We start from the raw sequence: 15,902 nt of genomic DNA, 5'->3' as shown, positions 1-15,902 counted from the left end.
AACAAATTCCGCTTCTCGTGCGAATACATGGACGACGAGCTCGGCCTCATCTACTACAACTACCGGCATCTCAATCCGCGCGACGGAAGGTGGATCAGCCGCGATCCCCATTAAGGAGGAAGGCGGCTGAAATTTGGTTGGGATAAGTCGAATAATACGAGCTATTATTCCCCGCGCCGGAGGACAGCCCCCTTGCTGGCATTCGAGGCGAGCTGGCGGTAACGGCTCAGCCAGGAGGAGGAAACCTTGTTATAGGTAGGTTTCCAATCCGCACGGCGGCGTGCGATCTCCTCCTCGCTCAAACAGGCATTCAGCGTGCGGTCCGGAATGGAATACTCAATCATATCCCCGTTTCTCAGCAGGCCGATCAGGCCGCCTTCCGCCGCTTCCGGAGAAATATGGCCAATACAGGCTCCGTGCGTGGCTCCGGAAAAACGGCCGTCCGTAATAAGCGCCACTTCCGCGCCAAGGCCCTGCCCCATAATATAGGAAGTGGGAGCCAGCATTTCCTGCATGCCGGGGCCACCCTTGGGTCCTTCATTGCGTATGACAACCACATCGCCGGACTTCACCTTCCCGGCAAGGATGCCTTCGCAGGCCTCTTCCTGAGACTCGAAAATCACGGCGGGCCCGCGGAAACTCATCATATCCGGATGCACACCCGCCTTTTTCACCACAGCGCCCTCCTCGGCCAAATTGCCGAACAGAATCGCCAGGCCGCCATCACGGGAATAGGCATTTTCCAACGGATGAATCACAGTTTCATCCGCAATGCCGCATCCCTCCACTGTTTCACCCAGCGTTTTCCCGCTGACGGTCATGGCGTCCAGATGAAGGGCTCCGGGAATTCTGGCAATTTCATGAATGATGGCACTCACCCCGCCTGCACGCAAAACATCCTGCATGTGGAAGCGGGAGGAAGGAGCCACCTTGCAGATGTTGGGGGTTCGTCTGGAAATATCGTTGATGCGCTGGAGGTCATATTCCACGCCGGCTTCCCGGGCAATGGCCAGCGTATGGAGCACGGTATTGGAACTGCCGCCCATGGCCATATCAATTGTGAAAGCATTGTCGATGGCGTCACGGGTTACGATGTCTCGCGGCAGGGGGCCGTCCGCCTTCGCCATCTCCACGGCGCGGCGGGCAGTCTGCTTCCAGAACTCCTTTCGTTCCTCTGAAGTAGCCAGCAGGGAACCGTTGCCGGGAAGGGCCAGGCCGATCACCTCGCTCAGGCAATTCATGGAATTGGCCGTAAACATGCCGGAGCAGGAACCGGCGCCGGGGCAGGCGCGGCATTCCAGGGAATGAAGTTCCGCCTCATTAATCTTGCCTGCCTTAAAGCGGGCGACAGCCTCAAACACGCTGTTCAGGTCCAGCACCGTGCCGTCCTCCGCCATGCCGGCGGCCATCGGACCGCCGCTGCAGAAAATAGTGGGAATATTGCAGCGCAGGGCGCCCATAATCATGCCGGGAACAATCTTGTCGCAATTAGGGATGCAGATCATGGCATCAAACGCGTGGGCGCTCAGCATCGTCTCTACGCTGTCCGCGATCAGCTCACGGCTGGCCAGGGAAAACTTCATGCCGCCGTGGCCCATGGCAATGCCGTCACAAACGCCGGGAAGGTTGAATTCCACGGGAGTTCCTCCGGCCTTGCGTACCTCCTCCTTAATGAGGGCGGCCACCCTGTTCAGGTGGACATGGCCCGGAATCACTTCATTAAAAGAATTGCAAATAGCAATGAAAGGACGGCTTAAATCCTCATCCGTCATTCCGGTGGCACGCATCAAACTGCGGTGCGGCGCACGCTCGAACCCTGCTTTAACTCTATCGCTTCGCATAACAATACAACTGTTGCGGGGCAAGTGTATCACATGACGCAGGGAAGAGAAGTTGAATCTGGGCCAGCCTTGCAAAACGGAAACGCTTCCGTTACAGTATGTTTGCATAAGAAGAGGCTTTAACTGTCCGGAACCGCCTCCCGGGCGGGGAAATGTGAACGAATCGTCACATCTAATATCGGGACACCGCCCTTTCTTTCATCGTAAAAAACAGACATGGCAACCATTCTTATCGCTGAAGACGACCACGCCATTTCAGATCTTGTGGCTTATAATCTGGAACGTGCGGGCCATACGCCCCTGGCGGCCTATGACGGCCTGACCGCGCTGGAAGTGGCGCGCCGGGACAAGCCGGAACTGATCCTGCTGGACCAGATGATGCCGGGCATGGACGGACACGGCGTACTGAGAGAACTGCGCCGGGACAGCCGCACCCAGAACATTCCCGTCATCTTCCTGACAGCCAAGGCCCAGGCGGAAGACCGCATCCAGGGGTTGGAACTGGGAGCGGACGACTATGTGACCAAACCGTTCAGCCCCAAGGAACTTGTCCTGCGCGTGGCCAGCGTGCTGAAACGGTGTGAGCACACGCCGGGCAGCGTCATTGCGGAATACGGCCCCTTCACTTTTGACAAAAACGCCCTCAAATTCTATATCGACAAGGAGGAAGTAGATCTGACGGCCACGGAATTCAAGCTCATGATCCATATGGTTGAACGGGAAGGCCAGACCCTGAACCGCAACGACCTGCTCAGTTGCGTATGGGGGTACAGCCACCAGGCCCAGAGCCGTACGCTGGACACGCACATGAAGCGGCTGCGCCAGAAACTGGCTCCCTATGCGGACTGCATTGAAACCGTCCGCAGCATCGGCTACCGCTTTACCCTGCCGGGACGCCGCATCCCGGAGGAAAAGGCTTAACACTCCGGTTCCATGTCGGCCATCGACTACATCCTAACCATCCTTATTCTGGCCTCCCTGTACCTGAACTGGCATCTGGTCCAGGTATGCCGGTCCGCCATGAAAGCCCGGAAAAAAGCCTTGCGGGACGCTCAGCGCCTGCTGAAGCGCGGGGAAGAAGCGCAGGAACAGGCCATCGCGGACAAACGGCGCTTCCTGGAAGCTCTGGGAGAGGCCTTCCTGCTCATCGGTCCATCCGGACACATCGTGCTGGCTAATACGCTGGCCAAAGAACTCTTTCAGGAAGAAAAGCTGGAAGGGCGCAAAGTGGGGGCCCTGGTCTGCAACCAGGAATTGCTGGGGCATGTTCAGGAAGCATTCGATACGGACGGCCCCGTCACCAAGGAATTCACGCTGAGCGCCGCCAATTCCCCCGGCGGCGTGCAAAACGGCATCACGGCGTGGCATCTGGACAGCGCCATCACGGACGCCCCAATCAGAGAAAAGCGCATCCTGCTGCGCAACATCACGCAGAACTACCTCACCAACCAGATGCGCCGGGACTTCGTGGCAAACGCCTCCCACGAGCTGCGTACGCCCCTCACCATCATCGTGGGATATCTGGAAAACCTGATGGAGGACGATCTGGTGGAGGAAAGTCCCGGACTGGCCCGCAAATTCATCGGAGTCATGCACCAGAACAGCCAGAGGCTGATGAACATTATTGAAGACATGCTCATGATCTCCAAACTCGAATCAGGCCACAAGGCGATTCTGAAGGAGCAGTGGTTCCGCCTCACCTCCTGCGCGGACGACGTCTTCTCCCGTCTGGATTCCATCCGGGAGAAAAAACAGGCCGTCCTGCACATGGACATTCCCACGGATTGGGAACTTTATGGAGACCCCTTTTACTGGACGCAAATTCTGTTCAATTTGGTGGAAAACGCCCTCAAGCAAAACACGGAGCCGGGACTTTCCATTACTGTGGCCGCCGCCAAAACACAGGACGCCTGCGTCATCACCGTCACGGATACGGGCGTGGGCATTCCTGCGGAAAGCATCCCCTTCCTTTTCAACCGCTTTTACCGGGTGGAAACCCACCACTCCTCGGAAATCAGGGGAACGGGCCTGGGCCTTTCCATCGTGAAACGCGCCGTGGAAGCGCACGACGGCGCCATCACCGTCTCCAGCATCCCCCACCGGGAAACTGTTTTTACCATCACCATTCCCCTGAAAAGATTCCGGGAAGAAAAGAGGATACGGCAACTATCACAGGTATCGATTGAAACATCTGCTAACAAATCGACATAATGGAATATAACACTGAAACGCCTTTAAATAGAAGGTTTGCTTGTTGCGCAAATTTTCCTTTCTGGAAATCATTATTAAATACTTGAGCCGATTCTCCATCTTCTGTATTACAACAACATCCTTGATCTTCAGACAACCCTGTTCAATGTTCTTCCTGAGCCTCCGCATAACGGACAAGCGCCCTTTTGTCTTCTAAATGAGTGGCTACTTTCAGCCCTATTTCTGCCACCTTTTTGCGTACAGGCGCCTTGTCTGCCTCCTTCAACCATGCAGTCAAGCAAGCATCGGCCCGCGCAGACAGCTGTTTGTCTTTCCACAAGTCAAGTATCTGACCATAAAATCCGAGAAATTGAAGAGCCGTTTTTTCGTGGGTCAACAACGGGGGCAATGCCTTTTCCAAGACGGCACAGGTCTGAACTCTCACCTTCCGATCTACTTTATTCTGCTGGTAAAATTTCAGCCAGTTTTTGAAAAAGATTCTCTTGGTTTTCACTTCATAAGACAACTTTCCGGCCATGTCGGGAATATCCCTCCGGGCTAAAGCGCAAAAATTACGCATGTAGGCATCCACGGAATCCCACGATTCATTTTCAGCCAGCAATCCGGGATAAACGGCATAACCATTCGCTTTTTTCCAATCAAGCCCCAGTTCTTTTTTCAGAAAGTATTCCCACATGGTGGGATTTCCGGAGAAAGCTTCCTTGAACTGTTCTAGCAAAACCAGTTTTTCTTTCTCGGACCGCTTTGCATTTCTCTTCGTCAAAGCCTGCCACGCAGGATAATTGGAAGCATTCCGTTTCAACGCTTCTTTCAGTAATGTGCCCGCCTTCTGTGGATCGGCAGCCAGCAGGGATAAATAATAACAGAGATTGGATGCAGCGGCATTCTTCTTCCAAAAACGGGGAAGCTCTGTAATCGTGGAAACGGCTCCCTTCCAAGGCCCTCCAGAACCGCCCTCCGACCACACCCATCCATAAATGTTATTTCCTATCTTCCATTCTCCGTCTATCCCTTTCCACACAAAGGCGCAATGCCCTGGCTGGCCAATCGTATAGGAAGGAATTCCCTTCGCTTTCACAAAACCGGCTGCCCCTTTGGAAACGGCGCCGCACACGCCTCCATATTCCACGTAAATCTGTAAGGAAACCGGTTTGTGATCGTAAAACGCTCCACCCACATGCACACTGATTCCCTGTTTATTCTTCATCCGGTATGGAATCAATCCGCAACAGGCATACCCGGCGTTCCCCGCCTGGATCTTCTTTTTGTCGGCTAGATAATCCTGCGCCCAGGCAAGTTCCTCAATACTTTCCCGCCCCCGGAAAAGAATTCCGAATTCCCACGGCTCCAACGTAAGGAACTGCGGAAACAGTTTTTTCTCCATAAAAGACTTTTTGTAAAAATCATACCGCGCTTCGCATGCCTCCGGCTCCCGAGATGAAGAAACCAACGCCGCCCCCAATGCCATGTTAAGGCCAACCCCGGAAAGTTCCTTCCCTTCCTTCAGCCAAATGTTGCGCAGGACTGCCAGAGTATCCTTTCCCGAAGCCTTGGCAAATGACAACTTCTCAAACACTTCCGGATGATTCAACAGCCACAGAACATACTCCTTGTCCTTCAATTCATGAAGGATGTAAGTCCTATCCTTCCCCACCAACGCAAAGAAATGGGCCATATAGCAAGCCTGCGCCAGCTCCCGATCCTTCAACAGGGATTCCACGGAAAACGTTTTTTCCGCCTCCAACTTCTTTTGTACATATTGGCGACACAGTCCGGCAATACTCCGTACATCCCCTCCCTCCATCTGCCATGCCAGACGCTGATAGGATAAATTTTCAGCAGCAACCACTGATAAAAAATACAGAGAAAAGAACAGAAATTTAAACACAGAAACGTTAAAAATAACAATTATGCATCTCAATTTAAAATATGGAACATTTAATTTATTATATTCTATTTATAATTAATCAGTTAATTTATATTTTAATAAATATTCTATAGGCAAAAAACTTCTAAAATTTACTCATCAATCCTATCTCATATACACAAAAATAAAAATCAAGCATTGGCGCAACAAATACTTCTCTAAAATAGTTTCTTACTATTAAAATTCATTTTTGCACACTAATCATACCAGGAGCGATTTCTTTCAAATTAATCTCATGGGTCTTTCTGTATTCATTAATATGAGCCGATACATCAAACATCAAAACTCTAGTATCATCCTCTTTTTCCAACCGGACTCGATCAATAAACTTTTTCCCAAATACCCATGTTGCTCTTGAAATTACTTGATAACCAGGAAAATTTTTCTCCAAATAATTCTTCTGTGCTTCCAAAACTTCCTTCTCAGTTTTAGCATCTTTCAATTCAATGGGAAAATCATAAGAACTTCCTGGTTCCTTATCTTCTTTTACACGTTCTTTTTGTTTCCGGAGATCTCTAGAAATTTTAATAATTTCTTTTTTATGAAGCTCGTTAAATTTCTTTCGATAATCCGTAATATCAAAACACACTTCTATTACATTTCCCTGTTCGTTTTTTAAATACACAGTTTCAATGATTGATTTCTTACTGGAAAGATCCACTTCCCTGTCACCTATATTATAACCAGGATAATTTGTTTCCACATAATTTTCAATCCAGCTATCCAGTTCTCCACGGTTTTTTACACCTTCTACAACGACAGGGGAAGAAGAGTCATTCTTTTCCAAATTGACTTTGCTATCCCTAGGAACTTTATTCATCATATCCTTTTCATGTGCATAAAGAAACCCTGTAGAAAGTAAAATGAGGTTTATTAATATAATTTTTTTCATAATATTTTATCAATGATGTTTTTCACATTCTTCTTTAAGTTCCTTTTCAAATTTCTTAAGAAGATCTCTTTTTGCTGTAGACACGGCACTTTGAGCACTTTTTTTCCCTTCAATATTCGGATCAAAAAAATCCTTCATCCCATCAGCTAAATGTGTTTTCATCCCCGTTTTCCATGGAGTTTTAAATTTATGATTATGAACAAATCTGTAGGCATACCATAGATGAACATGATAAGTATGTTTCATGGAGGCCCCTACTAGATGATCCATATCCACTATCCCTGTTTCTGCGCCTAGAGCTTCAGTAAGAATAGATTCCACCATATCACCCAATGCCTCCTCAACAATGTCAGGCGGAGTAGGAGGCTCTTTACCCCAAGGAGTAAAGAAGGCAAGATATCTTCTTTCTACACGGCATCTTGGCTGATCAGCAGCCAAGACATTTCCCTGAAAAAACAGTAATATAGAGATTATCAAAATAAACACACGCCTCATAACTTACTTCCTAATCTATTGAAAAAAAAGAAAACATCAATATCTATTTCAACATGAAATCAAATTAATATTTTTTGGCTCATTCAAATACATAAAAAACGGCGTCCTTCCGTGATAAGGAGGACGCCGGAATTTTCCGGAAATCGGACAGACTGCCAGTTTGAGCAGCGAAGCGCACAAACCTTAGGACTTGTAACGCAAACGCTTCTTGTGACGGTTCTGACGCATGCGCTTGCTGCGCTTATGCTTGTTGATTTTTGCTTTACGGCGTTTTTTGAGCGATCCCATGATTGTGGTTCGTTTGTTGTTTTACTGTGGTGAGAAAAAAATCTAGTAAACCAGCTTGTTAAGCGGGTATTCAATGATGCCTTCCGCTCCCAGGGCCTTGAGCTGGGGAATGATATCCCTCACAACGGATTCGTCAATGACCGTTTCCACGGCCAGCCAGCCTTCTTCCGCCAAATGGGAAATAGTGGGACGGCGCAGAGACGGAAGAGCCTCTACCAGGCCGTTCAGGGAAGCAGCAGGAAGGTTCATTTTCAGGCCCACTTTCCGGCGCGCTTCCAAAGCGCCCTTGAGCATCATGACCAGGCGTTCCAGCTTCTGTTTCTTCCACTCGTCCTGCATGGTTTCCCGGTTCGCGATAAACTGGGGATAGGAGGTCATCAGGGTGTCCACGATGCGGAGCTTGTTGGCCTTGATGGAGCTTCCCGTTTCCGTGATGTCCACGATGGCGTCCACCAGTTCCGGCACCTTCACTTCCGTAGCTCCCCAGGAGAATTCCACGTGGGCTTCAATACCCTTTTCCTGAAGCCAGCGTTCCGTGATGCCCACGCCTTCCGTGGCGATGCGCTTGCCCTGAAGGTCTTCCGCACAGGTAATGGGGGAATTTTCCGGGACTACCAGCACCCAGCGGGTAGGCTTGGAGGTAGCCTTGGAGTATTGAAGATCCGTCAGCACTTCCACGTCCGCCCTGTTTTCATAAATCCAGTCGCGCCCGGTAATGCCGCAGTCGATGAAACCGTCATTGACATAACGGCCTATTTCCTGGGCACGGATCAGGAAGAGCTCCAGATCGTCGTCGTCGCAGGCCGGGCGGTATCCGCGGCTGGACACATACACATTGTAGCCGGCCTTGCGGAACAATTCCACGGTGGAATCCTGCAAACTGCCTTTGGGAAGAGCTATTTTGAGTTTCTTCGACATGATGGGACGGGAATGAAAACCCACACGGGCCCCATTGTCAAGTTCAGAACCGTATCCGGCCCATTTTACCGGGCCATGAGCCGTTCAATGTCATCAGGCAGCAAAGGCACGTCTCCCAGCAGGTCGATGTTTTCTGTTTCCCCGATCAGGACATCGTTTTCCAAACGGATGCCTATGCCTTCTTCCGCAATATAGATGCCCGGTTCCACGGTGAAAACCATACCCGGCAACACAACGGGGTTGGCTTCGCCTACATCGTGCACATCCAGCCCCAGGAAGTGGGAACACCCGTGCATGTAATATTTCCGGACAATGGGAGGATCGGACGGTTTTTCCGCCACCTGCGCGGGTGTGATGAGCCCCAGCTTGACGAGTTCCCCGGCGGCAAAAACGCGCACCAGGCGTTCGTACTCCGATTTCAGGATTCCGGGTTTCAGAATCTTTTTGGCGTAGGTCATCATATTCAGCACGCTTTCATACACAGCGCGCTGGCGGGGGGTGAATTTTCCGTTCACGGGAACGGTGCGGGTCATGTCGGAGTTGTAATTCCCGTATTCCGTGCCTATATCCATAAGCACCAGATCGCCGTCTTCGCACCGTTTGTCGTTTTGGATATAATGCAGCACGCAGGTATCCTTTCCGGAAGCGATGATGGGCAGGAAGGAGAATTTGCGCGGACCGCGGCTGATGAATTCGTTGGCCAGGAATCCCTCAATCTGCCATTCGCCCACCCCCGGCCTGATGAATCGGAGCAATTCCCGGAAGCCTTCATTGGTGATGTCGCAGGCTTTTTTGAGAGCCTTGATTTCTTCCGGCTTTTTGATTTGCCGCATATCCGCCATGATTTCATAGACATTCTTCAAAACAGCGTCCGGGAATTTTTCCTTCAGCTCCTTGGTCATGCGGGCATTGCGCGTTTCCACCGGGCATGTGCATCGCGGATGCTGGTTGGCTTCCACAAAGACCATGGATGCGGACGGCACCAGGGCCTCCAGCAACGCATCATATTCATCGGTCCAGCGCACGTCCTGGATGCCGCTCAGCTCTCTCGCCTGTTCCTGCGAGAGCCGGGCACCTTCCCAGATGGCAATCTGTTCATTTGTCTCACGCAACAGCAGAATCTCATCCCAGCCGTCCTCCCGGATGGTCATGACCAGGACGGTTTCTTCCTGGTCAACTCCCGTAAGATAAAAGAGGTTGGCATTCTGATGCAGGGCAAAAGTGCCGTCCGCATTCGTAGGAAATACGTCGTTGGCGTGCAGAATCAGCATACTGCCGGCAGGCAGGCGGGAAGCAAGTTCTTCACGGTTGCCGGCAAAAAAGGAAGAAGGAAGCGGCTCGTATCTCATATCAACAGCATGCCCCGCTTTTCCGGCTTGTCAATCATGCATCCGGACACGGGGCAACCTTGCGCGTCTCCTTGTCGTCCGGAGTTCTTCTGACCGTGCCGTTTCCCCGCTCCGGCCTATTCTTATGCGATTGTCCATTTCCTGCCGTCCCGCTACCCGTCCGTTCATCATGCATACCGTTGAAGGAAGCACGGAACCGCCCCGGAATTTCCGGAGACACCCCCTCCGGAAAAAACTCCCGGAGCCAATCGGGTCATGACTCGAACACCACCCGGGCGGATGCCGTCTTATCCTGCATGCACGGCGCTATTCCACGGCTATTCCTGGCGCTGGGAACAGGTTTGGTTTTTTCCTGTTCCAGTTCCCGGACAATGCCCGTTTCCTCTTTGATTACCCATCCCCTTCACACGGACTCCAGGCAGAGTTGTTTTGGAGGCGTCTGGTATAATCCCTCGGAACAGGCCGTCTGGAATTCCCCAAGGCTAAAAGTATATGTAGCCCCCGTCAATATTGACTACATCAAAGCCAGATTCCCCAAGGAATCCCCGGCGCTGGCGGCACAATTCAGGGCCGGGCTGCAAAAAGACATCCGCAACGTGCTGGAAAACAAATCCAAACAGACAGGCGGGAGGATGAAATGGCAGTTGGTTGACCGCCCCGTTCCGGGATCCGTAACTCTCCGCCTCGCCATAGTCAAGCTGAAGCCTACGGACGTGGGCGGCAACATCATGTCCGATCTTGTTTCCCTGGTCTCCCCCCTTCCGGGAACCTCCCTGATCCTGGGGCGCTTCATGAGCGGGGACGTAGGCATTGAGGGACGCCTGTCAAATACGAATACGGACGCCGGCATCATGGAATTCAAAGCTTACAACACGGACCCCATCACCCTGTTTTCCGTCAAGGAATTTGAACGTTTTGCCTTCGACCAACGGAATTTGCGGCTTTTTTCCAGCTGCATTGCAGATATTTTCAAAGCTGGTCCCGCCAGCAGTATTCCCAAAACAGGGGAATTTGACCTGGACCCGTTTTAAACGGCCTTTCCGGACGATTCTTTCCCGTCTTTCTTTTCAGGTTCATAGAAAGCGCATTCCTGAACCGTCTGCCTGGTCTTGAAGGCATATACAAAAAAAGCGGCGCCCACCAGCACGAGGAAAACGGAGAGGAACTGCCCGCGGGTCAATCCCATGGAGAAGGGGGAATCCGGCTCCCGGTACTCTTCGCAAATAATTCTGCCCGCAGCATAAAGAACGGCAAAAATACCGCAGAACAAACCGTTCCACGCACGAGGAAACCTTACCCGTACAAACCACAGCACGGCAAAGAGAAGCACACCTTCCGCAAACGCTTCATACAGCTGGGAGGGGTAGCGTGCATGATCCTGCATCATCTGCCCCACGATTTCCCTGATGGCGGGTGTATCCCTCACCCGGTCGGTCACCCAGGCGGCAGTCATTCGTTCCGGCACAGCTATGCCGGAAAGGGACAGTTTGTCCAGCAATCCGGGCGTTTCATAAATACGGGAGGCCACCCGCACGAACAAGTCCGGATCCTGGGAAAGCTCCGCCGGAAAAATCATTCCCTGGGAAGAGCCGGGCGGGACAATGCGCCCATACAGTTCCCCGTTGATAAAATTGGCCATGCGCCCGAAAAACAGCCCAACGGGAGCTACAATGGCCAGGCCGTCCAGAAGCGCCACCCACTTGACGCGGTGCTTCCACGCATAATAAAATGTGTACAGCCCCACTCCAATCATTCCCCCGTGGCTGGCCATGCCCCCTTCCCACACCCTCAGTACCATGAGCGGATCCGCCAGAAACTGGGACCAGCCGTGATTGGGAATCTGGTAAAAGAGCACATATCCCAGCCTTCCACCGATCAGAACACCAAAAATAGCCACATAAGTAACAAAATCCGCCATTCTGTCCTGAGGGACAGGATACAGCTTCCGGCGGGAAAGCCAGGAAAGCAGATAATACCCGCCGATGAAGCCCATTAAATAGGCCAGGCCATACCAGCGCAGGGCAATTGAGTCCGTTATCTGCCAGATGACAGGGTCCAGATCATGTACGTAAACGGTCGGATTCATGAGCGTTTCTTTCAGGGCAGGTAATGGGTAAGGGCTTCCACGGCCTCCTGGTCCAGGGAACGGGCCAGAGCCACCGTCAATTCCACCGCGGCGCGGTAGTCCCGCAGATCCAGCACGCCGTTATGGGCATGAATGTACCGGGTGGGAATTCCCAGCACAATAGTGGGAACTCCCTTTCCGGAGAGATGCAGGGCTGCCGCGTCCGTTCCGCCGGAACGGCGCACCGTCAACTGGAATGGGATGCCCGCATCCAAAGCCGTTTTTTCGGCCAGGGCGGCCAGCCGGGGATTGGTGATGGCCGTGGGGTCAAACAGCCTGATTTGCACGCCTCCACCCAAGGCCCCTTGGGAATCCGTCACGGCAAACCCGGGGGTGTCGTCTGCCGGCGGCCCTTCCAGAACAATCACGCAATCCGGTTGCATGGCGACGCCGGCCGTCCTGGCGCCCCGCGTGCCTACCTCCTCCTGAACCGTCGCGGCGGCAATCAGGGTGTTGGGATGCCCTTCCCGGCATAATTTCTTGAATGCCTCTATCATCACAGAAAGACCGGCGCGGTTGTCAAAGGCTTTCCCCATGACCCGGAACGGATTTTCCAACGGGGAGAATTTCACGTCCGGCACCACGGGATCCCCCAGGTGAATACCGAATTCATTCTTCACCTGTTCCGCGCTTTCAGCGCCCACGTCCACAAACAGGGCTTCCATGCTCATGACGCTGTTGCGCTGGCCTTCCGGCAGAAAATGGGGAGGCTTGGAACCAATCACACCCCGGATGCCGCGGCCCGAGCGGGTTTTTACCAGGACACGCTGGCTTAACAGGGTATGTGGCCACCAGCCGCCTATCCCCACCAACTGAAGGAAACCGTTCGACGCTATATTCTGCACCAGGAAACCTATTTCATCCATGTGGGCGGCCAGCATCACGCGGGGGCCGGCCCCGCCGCCGGTGCAAAACAGGCTGCCGGAACCATCGGAAGAAAATTCTCCATATCCTTCAAGTTCCTGAGCCACCAGGCTTCGCACTTCATCCTCATGCCCCGAAATACCGTGGGCCTCTGAAAACTTTTTCAGCAGATCAGTATCAATCGCCATGGGCCGAGCATGTGGAAACACCTCTGCCAGGTCAAGCCCGCAGCCATGCCGCATGTTTTTTTCTTGACCGCCCGGGTAGAACCGCCGGACGGAGCCGTGTCATGCCCACACTCGCTACATGGAAAGAAACAAGAGATTTTTGCTAGCCACAGTTCGGTTTTTGGTGTAACTAATCAGGGAATCGAATTGTGCTATGAAATCCATCCTTAACACTATCACGGCCATGCTGGCTGCGGTGCTTTTCGTCCCTGCGGCATCGGCGCAGACCACCAGCAATCCCAGAATGCAGGTGCGGGTCTCCCTGGAAAAGCTGTCCCTGTATATGCGCCAGTCCCCCAACGTCCTGACGCAGGACGATCCCCGGCCGCTGCCGAAACCGAAGAAATGGGCGGATTTTGAAATTCCCTTCAAGGTGGAAGCCGCTCCCACCCCCAAATCCGGCTATATTGATGCCCTGACGTTCAAATTTTACATCGCGGTAGTCAATCCGGACCGCGCCCGCCAGTACCTGAAACTGTATAAGGAGGTCAAATACGTCAATGTTCCGGTGGGAGAAAACACGTACGCTTCCGTGTATCTCTCCCCGTCCTCCGTCAAGCGCATTACCGGTGTGGAAGGAGGAAGAGGAAAATGGGTGAAGTACCAGGGCGTAGTGGTGGAATACAACGGCAAGATTGTCGCCACTTATTCCTCCGAACGCGGCAAGATGGAAAAATGGTGGACCATCCAGTCCCCCAGTATCGTGGAGACCTCTTATTACCCCCTGCTGAACAAGGATGAAACGCCTTTCTCCGTGTTCTGGTACGACCGTTATCCGGAAATTATGAGGCCCAACAGCCAGCAGGCGGCTTCCGGTTCCGTCCCCGCCCCGTTCGGTACTCCTGTGATCCCCCCGGCGGACGGCGAATAACGTTCCATTAATGCTATCATTTCATCTTATTTAACAGAAATCACCCATGGCTAATTCACGACCAATCGTCGCATTAAACGTAGGTTCCCAGAGAGTTTCAATGGGCGTCTTTTCCAAGACTTCCAAAGACGCCCTTATCCTGGACCGCTATGCTACGCGCCTCGTAGTGCTGGACCCGTCAGCAGAAGGCTTGCGCCTGACGAAAATAGGGGAAGCCATCGCCGACCTCGTCCAGGAACTCAACGTCAAAGGAAGCGTCGTCAACTATTCCGTTTCCGGACAATCCGTTTTCATCCGCTTCGTCAAGCTTCCGGCTCTGGACGATACCGATGTGGAACAGCTCATCCGCTTTGAAGCCCAGCAGCACGTCCCCTTCCCGCTGGACGAAGTCGTGTGGGACTACCATCTGCTTCCCGCCAAAGGTCTGGAACGGGAAGCCATCCTGGTTGCCATCAAGGCGGAAGACCTGGACTCCCTGAATGATGAAATCGTCTCCCACGGCCTTTCCACCGGCAAAGTGGACTGCGCGCTTACCTCTCTGTACAATGCGTATGTGGACAGTTATCCGGATGAGAAAGAACCGGTCATGCTCATCGACATCGGTGCCAAATCCACGGATTTGATTTACAGCGAACAGGGACGTTTCTTCACCCGCAGCATTTCCGCGGGGGGAATCTTCGTAACCTCCGCTATCGCCCGTGAATTCAATATTTCCTTCATGGAAGCGGAACGCTTGAAAACCACCAGCGGGCTCGTTTCCATGAGCAACGGGCAAACGGAAGGACTGGATCCCGCCACGGCCAATCTGGCTACCGTCATCCGTACGGCCATGACCAGGCTCGCCTCAGAAATCCAGCGGACCACCAACCATTACCGCGCCCAGATGAGCGGAAGCGCTCCCGTCAAGGCATACCTGTGCGGCGGCGGAGCTTCCCTGCCCTATACCAAGGAATTCCTGGAAGATAAACTGGGCATTCCGATCTCCTTCTTCAACCCCATGCACAACGTAGGCGTGGGTTCCGGCGTGGACGTGAACACCATCTCCCGCGAAGCCTTCATCCTGGGCGGATTGATCGGCACCGCCATTCACTCCATCGGCAGGGCCTCTCTCAATATTGACCTGGAACCCACCGCAGTTGCCAAAAAGCGGGCCAACCAGAAAAAAATGCCCGCCATCATCGTCGGGGCAGCCATTGCCGTTCTTGGTGCCGCAGCTTATGCCGTCACAGGATATATGGGAGAGAAAAAGGCGGAGGAAATCCTCGCCGGCGTCCAGCCCACCGTTACTTCCATCAAATCGGCACAATCCGCCCTGCGCCAGAAAGAACAGGAGCTGAAAAAACTGGACTCCACCCTGGCTTCCTACCAGCAGCTCACGCTTCAGCGCTACGGCTACGCGGACATCATCAGGCACCTGCTGGAACAGTCGGAACACAAGGATTATCCCTACTGGTTTACGGATTTTGAACCGCTGGCCCACTTCAATCCGGAGGATACCACCCAAATCACGGGATACTCCGTCATCAAGGATTCCTTCACATCGGACAAAAATACATCCCTGGTGGATGACATCAGGACGGAGGCCTCCGCCAACGCATCCAGCGAGGATGAAGCGGGCGTTTACAGCGTCAACGCCATCCGCCTGACCGGATTCGTCCGGCGCAGCCTGGGCGGCCAGAGAATCATCCAGGACCTCCAAGCAAAAATAGACGGGAACAAGGAATCCCTGTTCACTTTCAAGCCCGGAGACGTCAAACTGGAAGCCCGCCAGATCATGGAACTGGGAGCCAAGGACGCCAAGGTGGACGCGGCGGCAGGGGCCTTTGTACCCTTCAAGCTGGTGCTTCCGTTAAAAACGCCCATTCCCGTGAACTTTAACAAATAAGATTACCCA

At 52.8% G+C, this 15,902-nt stretch carries 15 protein-coding genes; 6 read left to right on the top strand and 9 right to left on the bottom strand.

Annotated features, from left to right (window positions below; all coding sequences use genetic code 11):
• Positions 1-114, top strand: a 114-nt coding sequence (locus BHW66_RS12790) for an RHS repeat-associated core domain-containing protein (RefSeq protein ID WP_343124356.1), incomplete at its 5' end; no start/stop codon positions are given.
• A gap of 50 nt (positions 115-164) precedes the next feature.
• Here BHW66_RS12790 and ilvD read toward each other — a convergent pair.
• Entirely contained in the window at positions 165-1,841 is a 1,677-nt protein-coding gene (ilvD, locus tag BHW66_RS05190) for a dihydroxy-acid dehydratase (RefSeq protein WP_046437609.1), read from the bottom strand.
• A 216-nt stretch (positions 1,842-2,057) separates the two neighbouring features.
• Here ilvD and BHW66_RS05185 point away from each other — a divergent pair, with 216 nt between their 5' ends.
• Both BHW66_RS05185 and BHW66_RS05180 read left to right on the top strand, forming a co-directional pair.
• Complete coding sequence (locus tag BHW66_RS05185; protein WP_012420151.1) at positions 2,058-2,762, top strand: response regulator transcription factor; 705 nt, start codon at positions 2,058-2,060, stop codon at positions 2,760-2,762.
• Between the two features lie 12 nt (positions 2,763-2,774).
• A complete protein-coding gene (locus tag BHW66_RS05180) occupies positions 2,775-4,052 on the top strand; it encodes an ATP-binding protein (protein WP_094140239.1) in 1,278 nt (425 codons plus the stop codon).
• 142 nt (positions 4,053-4,194) lie between these two features.
• Here BHW66_RS05180 and BHW66_RS05175 read toward each other — a convergent pair whose 3' ends face one another.
• The 6 genes from BHW66_RS05175 to BHW66_RS05155 form a co-directional block, all read right to left on the bottom strand.
• Positions 4,195-5,772, bottom strand: coding sequence for a hypothetical protein (locus BHW66_RS05175; RefSeq protein WP_128153480.1), 1,578 nt, complete (start codon positions 5,770-5,772; stop codon positions 4,195-4,197).
• A 391-nt stretch (positions 5,773-6,163) separates the two neighbouring features.
• A complete protein-coding gene (locus tag BHW66_RS05170; protein WP_022197934.1) occupies positions 6,164-6,871 on the bottom strand; it encodes a hypothetical protein in 708 nt (235 codons plus the stop codon).
• A 9-nt stretch (positions 6,872-6,880) separates the two neighbouring features.
• Positions 6,881-7,309: a hypothetical protein gene (locus BHW66_RS05165; protein WP_128191287.1), complete on the bottom strand. Its 429-nt coding sequence runs from the start codon at positions 7,307-7,309 to the stop codon at positions 6,881-6,883.
• Between the two features lie 240 nt (positions 7,310-7,549).
• On the bottom strand, positions 7,550-7,654 hold the full coding sequence (locus BHW66_RS12785) for a hypothetical protein (protein ID WP_012420149.1): 105 nt from the start codon (positions 7,652-7,654) through the stop codon (positions 7,550-7,552).
• Positions 7,655-7,696: 42 nt separating this feature from the next.
• On the bottom strand, positions 7,697-8,572 hold the full coding sequence (gene hisG, locus BHW66_RS05160; RefSeq protein ID WP_022197933.1) for an ATP phosphoribosyltransferase: 876 nt from the start codon (positions 8,570-8,572) through the stop codon (positions 7,697-7,699).
• A gap of 65 nt (positions 8,573-8,637) precedes the next feature.
• The gene (locus BHW66_RS05155) at positions 8,638-9,921 is read right to left on the bottom strand and encodes an aminopeptidase P N-terminal domain-containing protein (protein WP_094140243.1); all 1,284 of its coding nucleotides are present in this window, start codon (positions 9,919-9,921) and stop codon (positions 8,638-8,640) included.
• Between the two features lie 371 nt (positions 9,922-10,292).
• Here BHW66_RS05155 and BHW66_RS05150 point away from each other — a divergent pair, with 371 nt between their 5' ends.
• Positions 10,293-10,952 carry a DUF3313 family protein gene (locus BHW66_RS05150; protein ID WP_022197931.1) on the top strand — a complete coding sequence of 220 codons (660 nt, stop codon included), beginning with the start codon at positions 10,293-10,295 and terminating at the stop codon, positions 10,950-10,952.
• Here BHW66_RS05150 and lgt read toward each other — a convergent pair.
• A complete protein-coding gene (gene lgt, locus BHW66_RS05145) occupies positions 10,949-12,007 on the bottom strand; it encodes a prolipoprotein diacylglyceryl transferase (protein WP_022197930.1) in 1,059 nt (352 codons plus the stop codon). The genes BHW66_RS05150 and lgt overlap by 4 nt on opposite strands.
• A gap of 11 nt (positions 12,008-12,018) precedes the next feature.
• On the bottom strand, positions 12,019-13,098 hold the full coding sequence (locus tag BHW66_RS05140) for a M42 family metallopeptidase (protein ID WP_022197929.1): 1,080 nt from the start codon (positions 13,096-13,098) through the stop codon (positions 12,019-12,021).
• 193 nt (positions 13,099-13,291) lie between these two features.
• Between BHW66_RS05140 and BHW66_RS05135 the strand changes: the two genes are divergently transcribed.
• Together BHW66_RS05135 and BHW66_RS05130 are read left to right on the top strand one after the other, a co-directional pair.
• Positions 13,292-14,008, top strand: coding sequence for an Amuc_1102 family pilus-like protein (locus BHW66_RS05135; protein WP_046437598.1), 717 nt, complete (start codon positions 13,292-13,294; stop codon positions 14,006-14,008).
• Between the two features lie 46 nt (positions 14,009-14,054).
• Positions 14,055-15,893: an Amuc_1101 family PilM-like pilus complex protein gene (locus BHW66_RS05130; RefSeq protein ID WP_094140245.1), complete on the top strand. Its 1,839-nt coding sequence runs from the start codon at positions 14,055-14,057 to the stop codon at positions 15,891-15,893.
• Positions 15,894-15,902 lie beyond the last annotated feature (9 nt).

The sequence above is a fragment of the Akkermansia sp. 54_46 genome, assembly GCF_001917295.1.
Taxonomy (GTDB): Bacteria; Verrucomicrobiota; Verrucomicrobiia; order Verrucomicrobiales; family Akkermansiaceae; genus Akkermansia; species Akkermansia muciniphila.
This window is presented reverse-complemented; position numbering and strand designations above follow the sequence as displayed.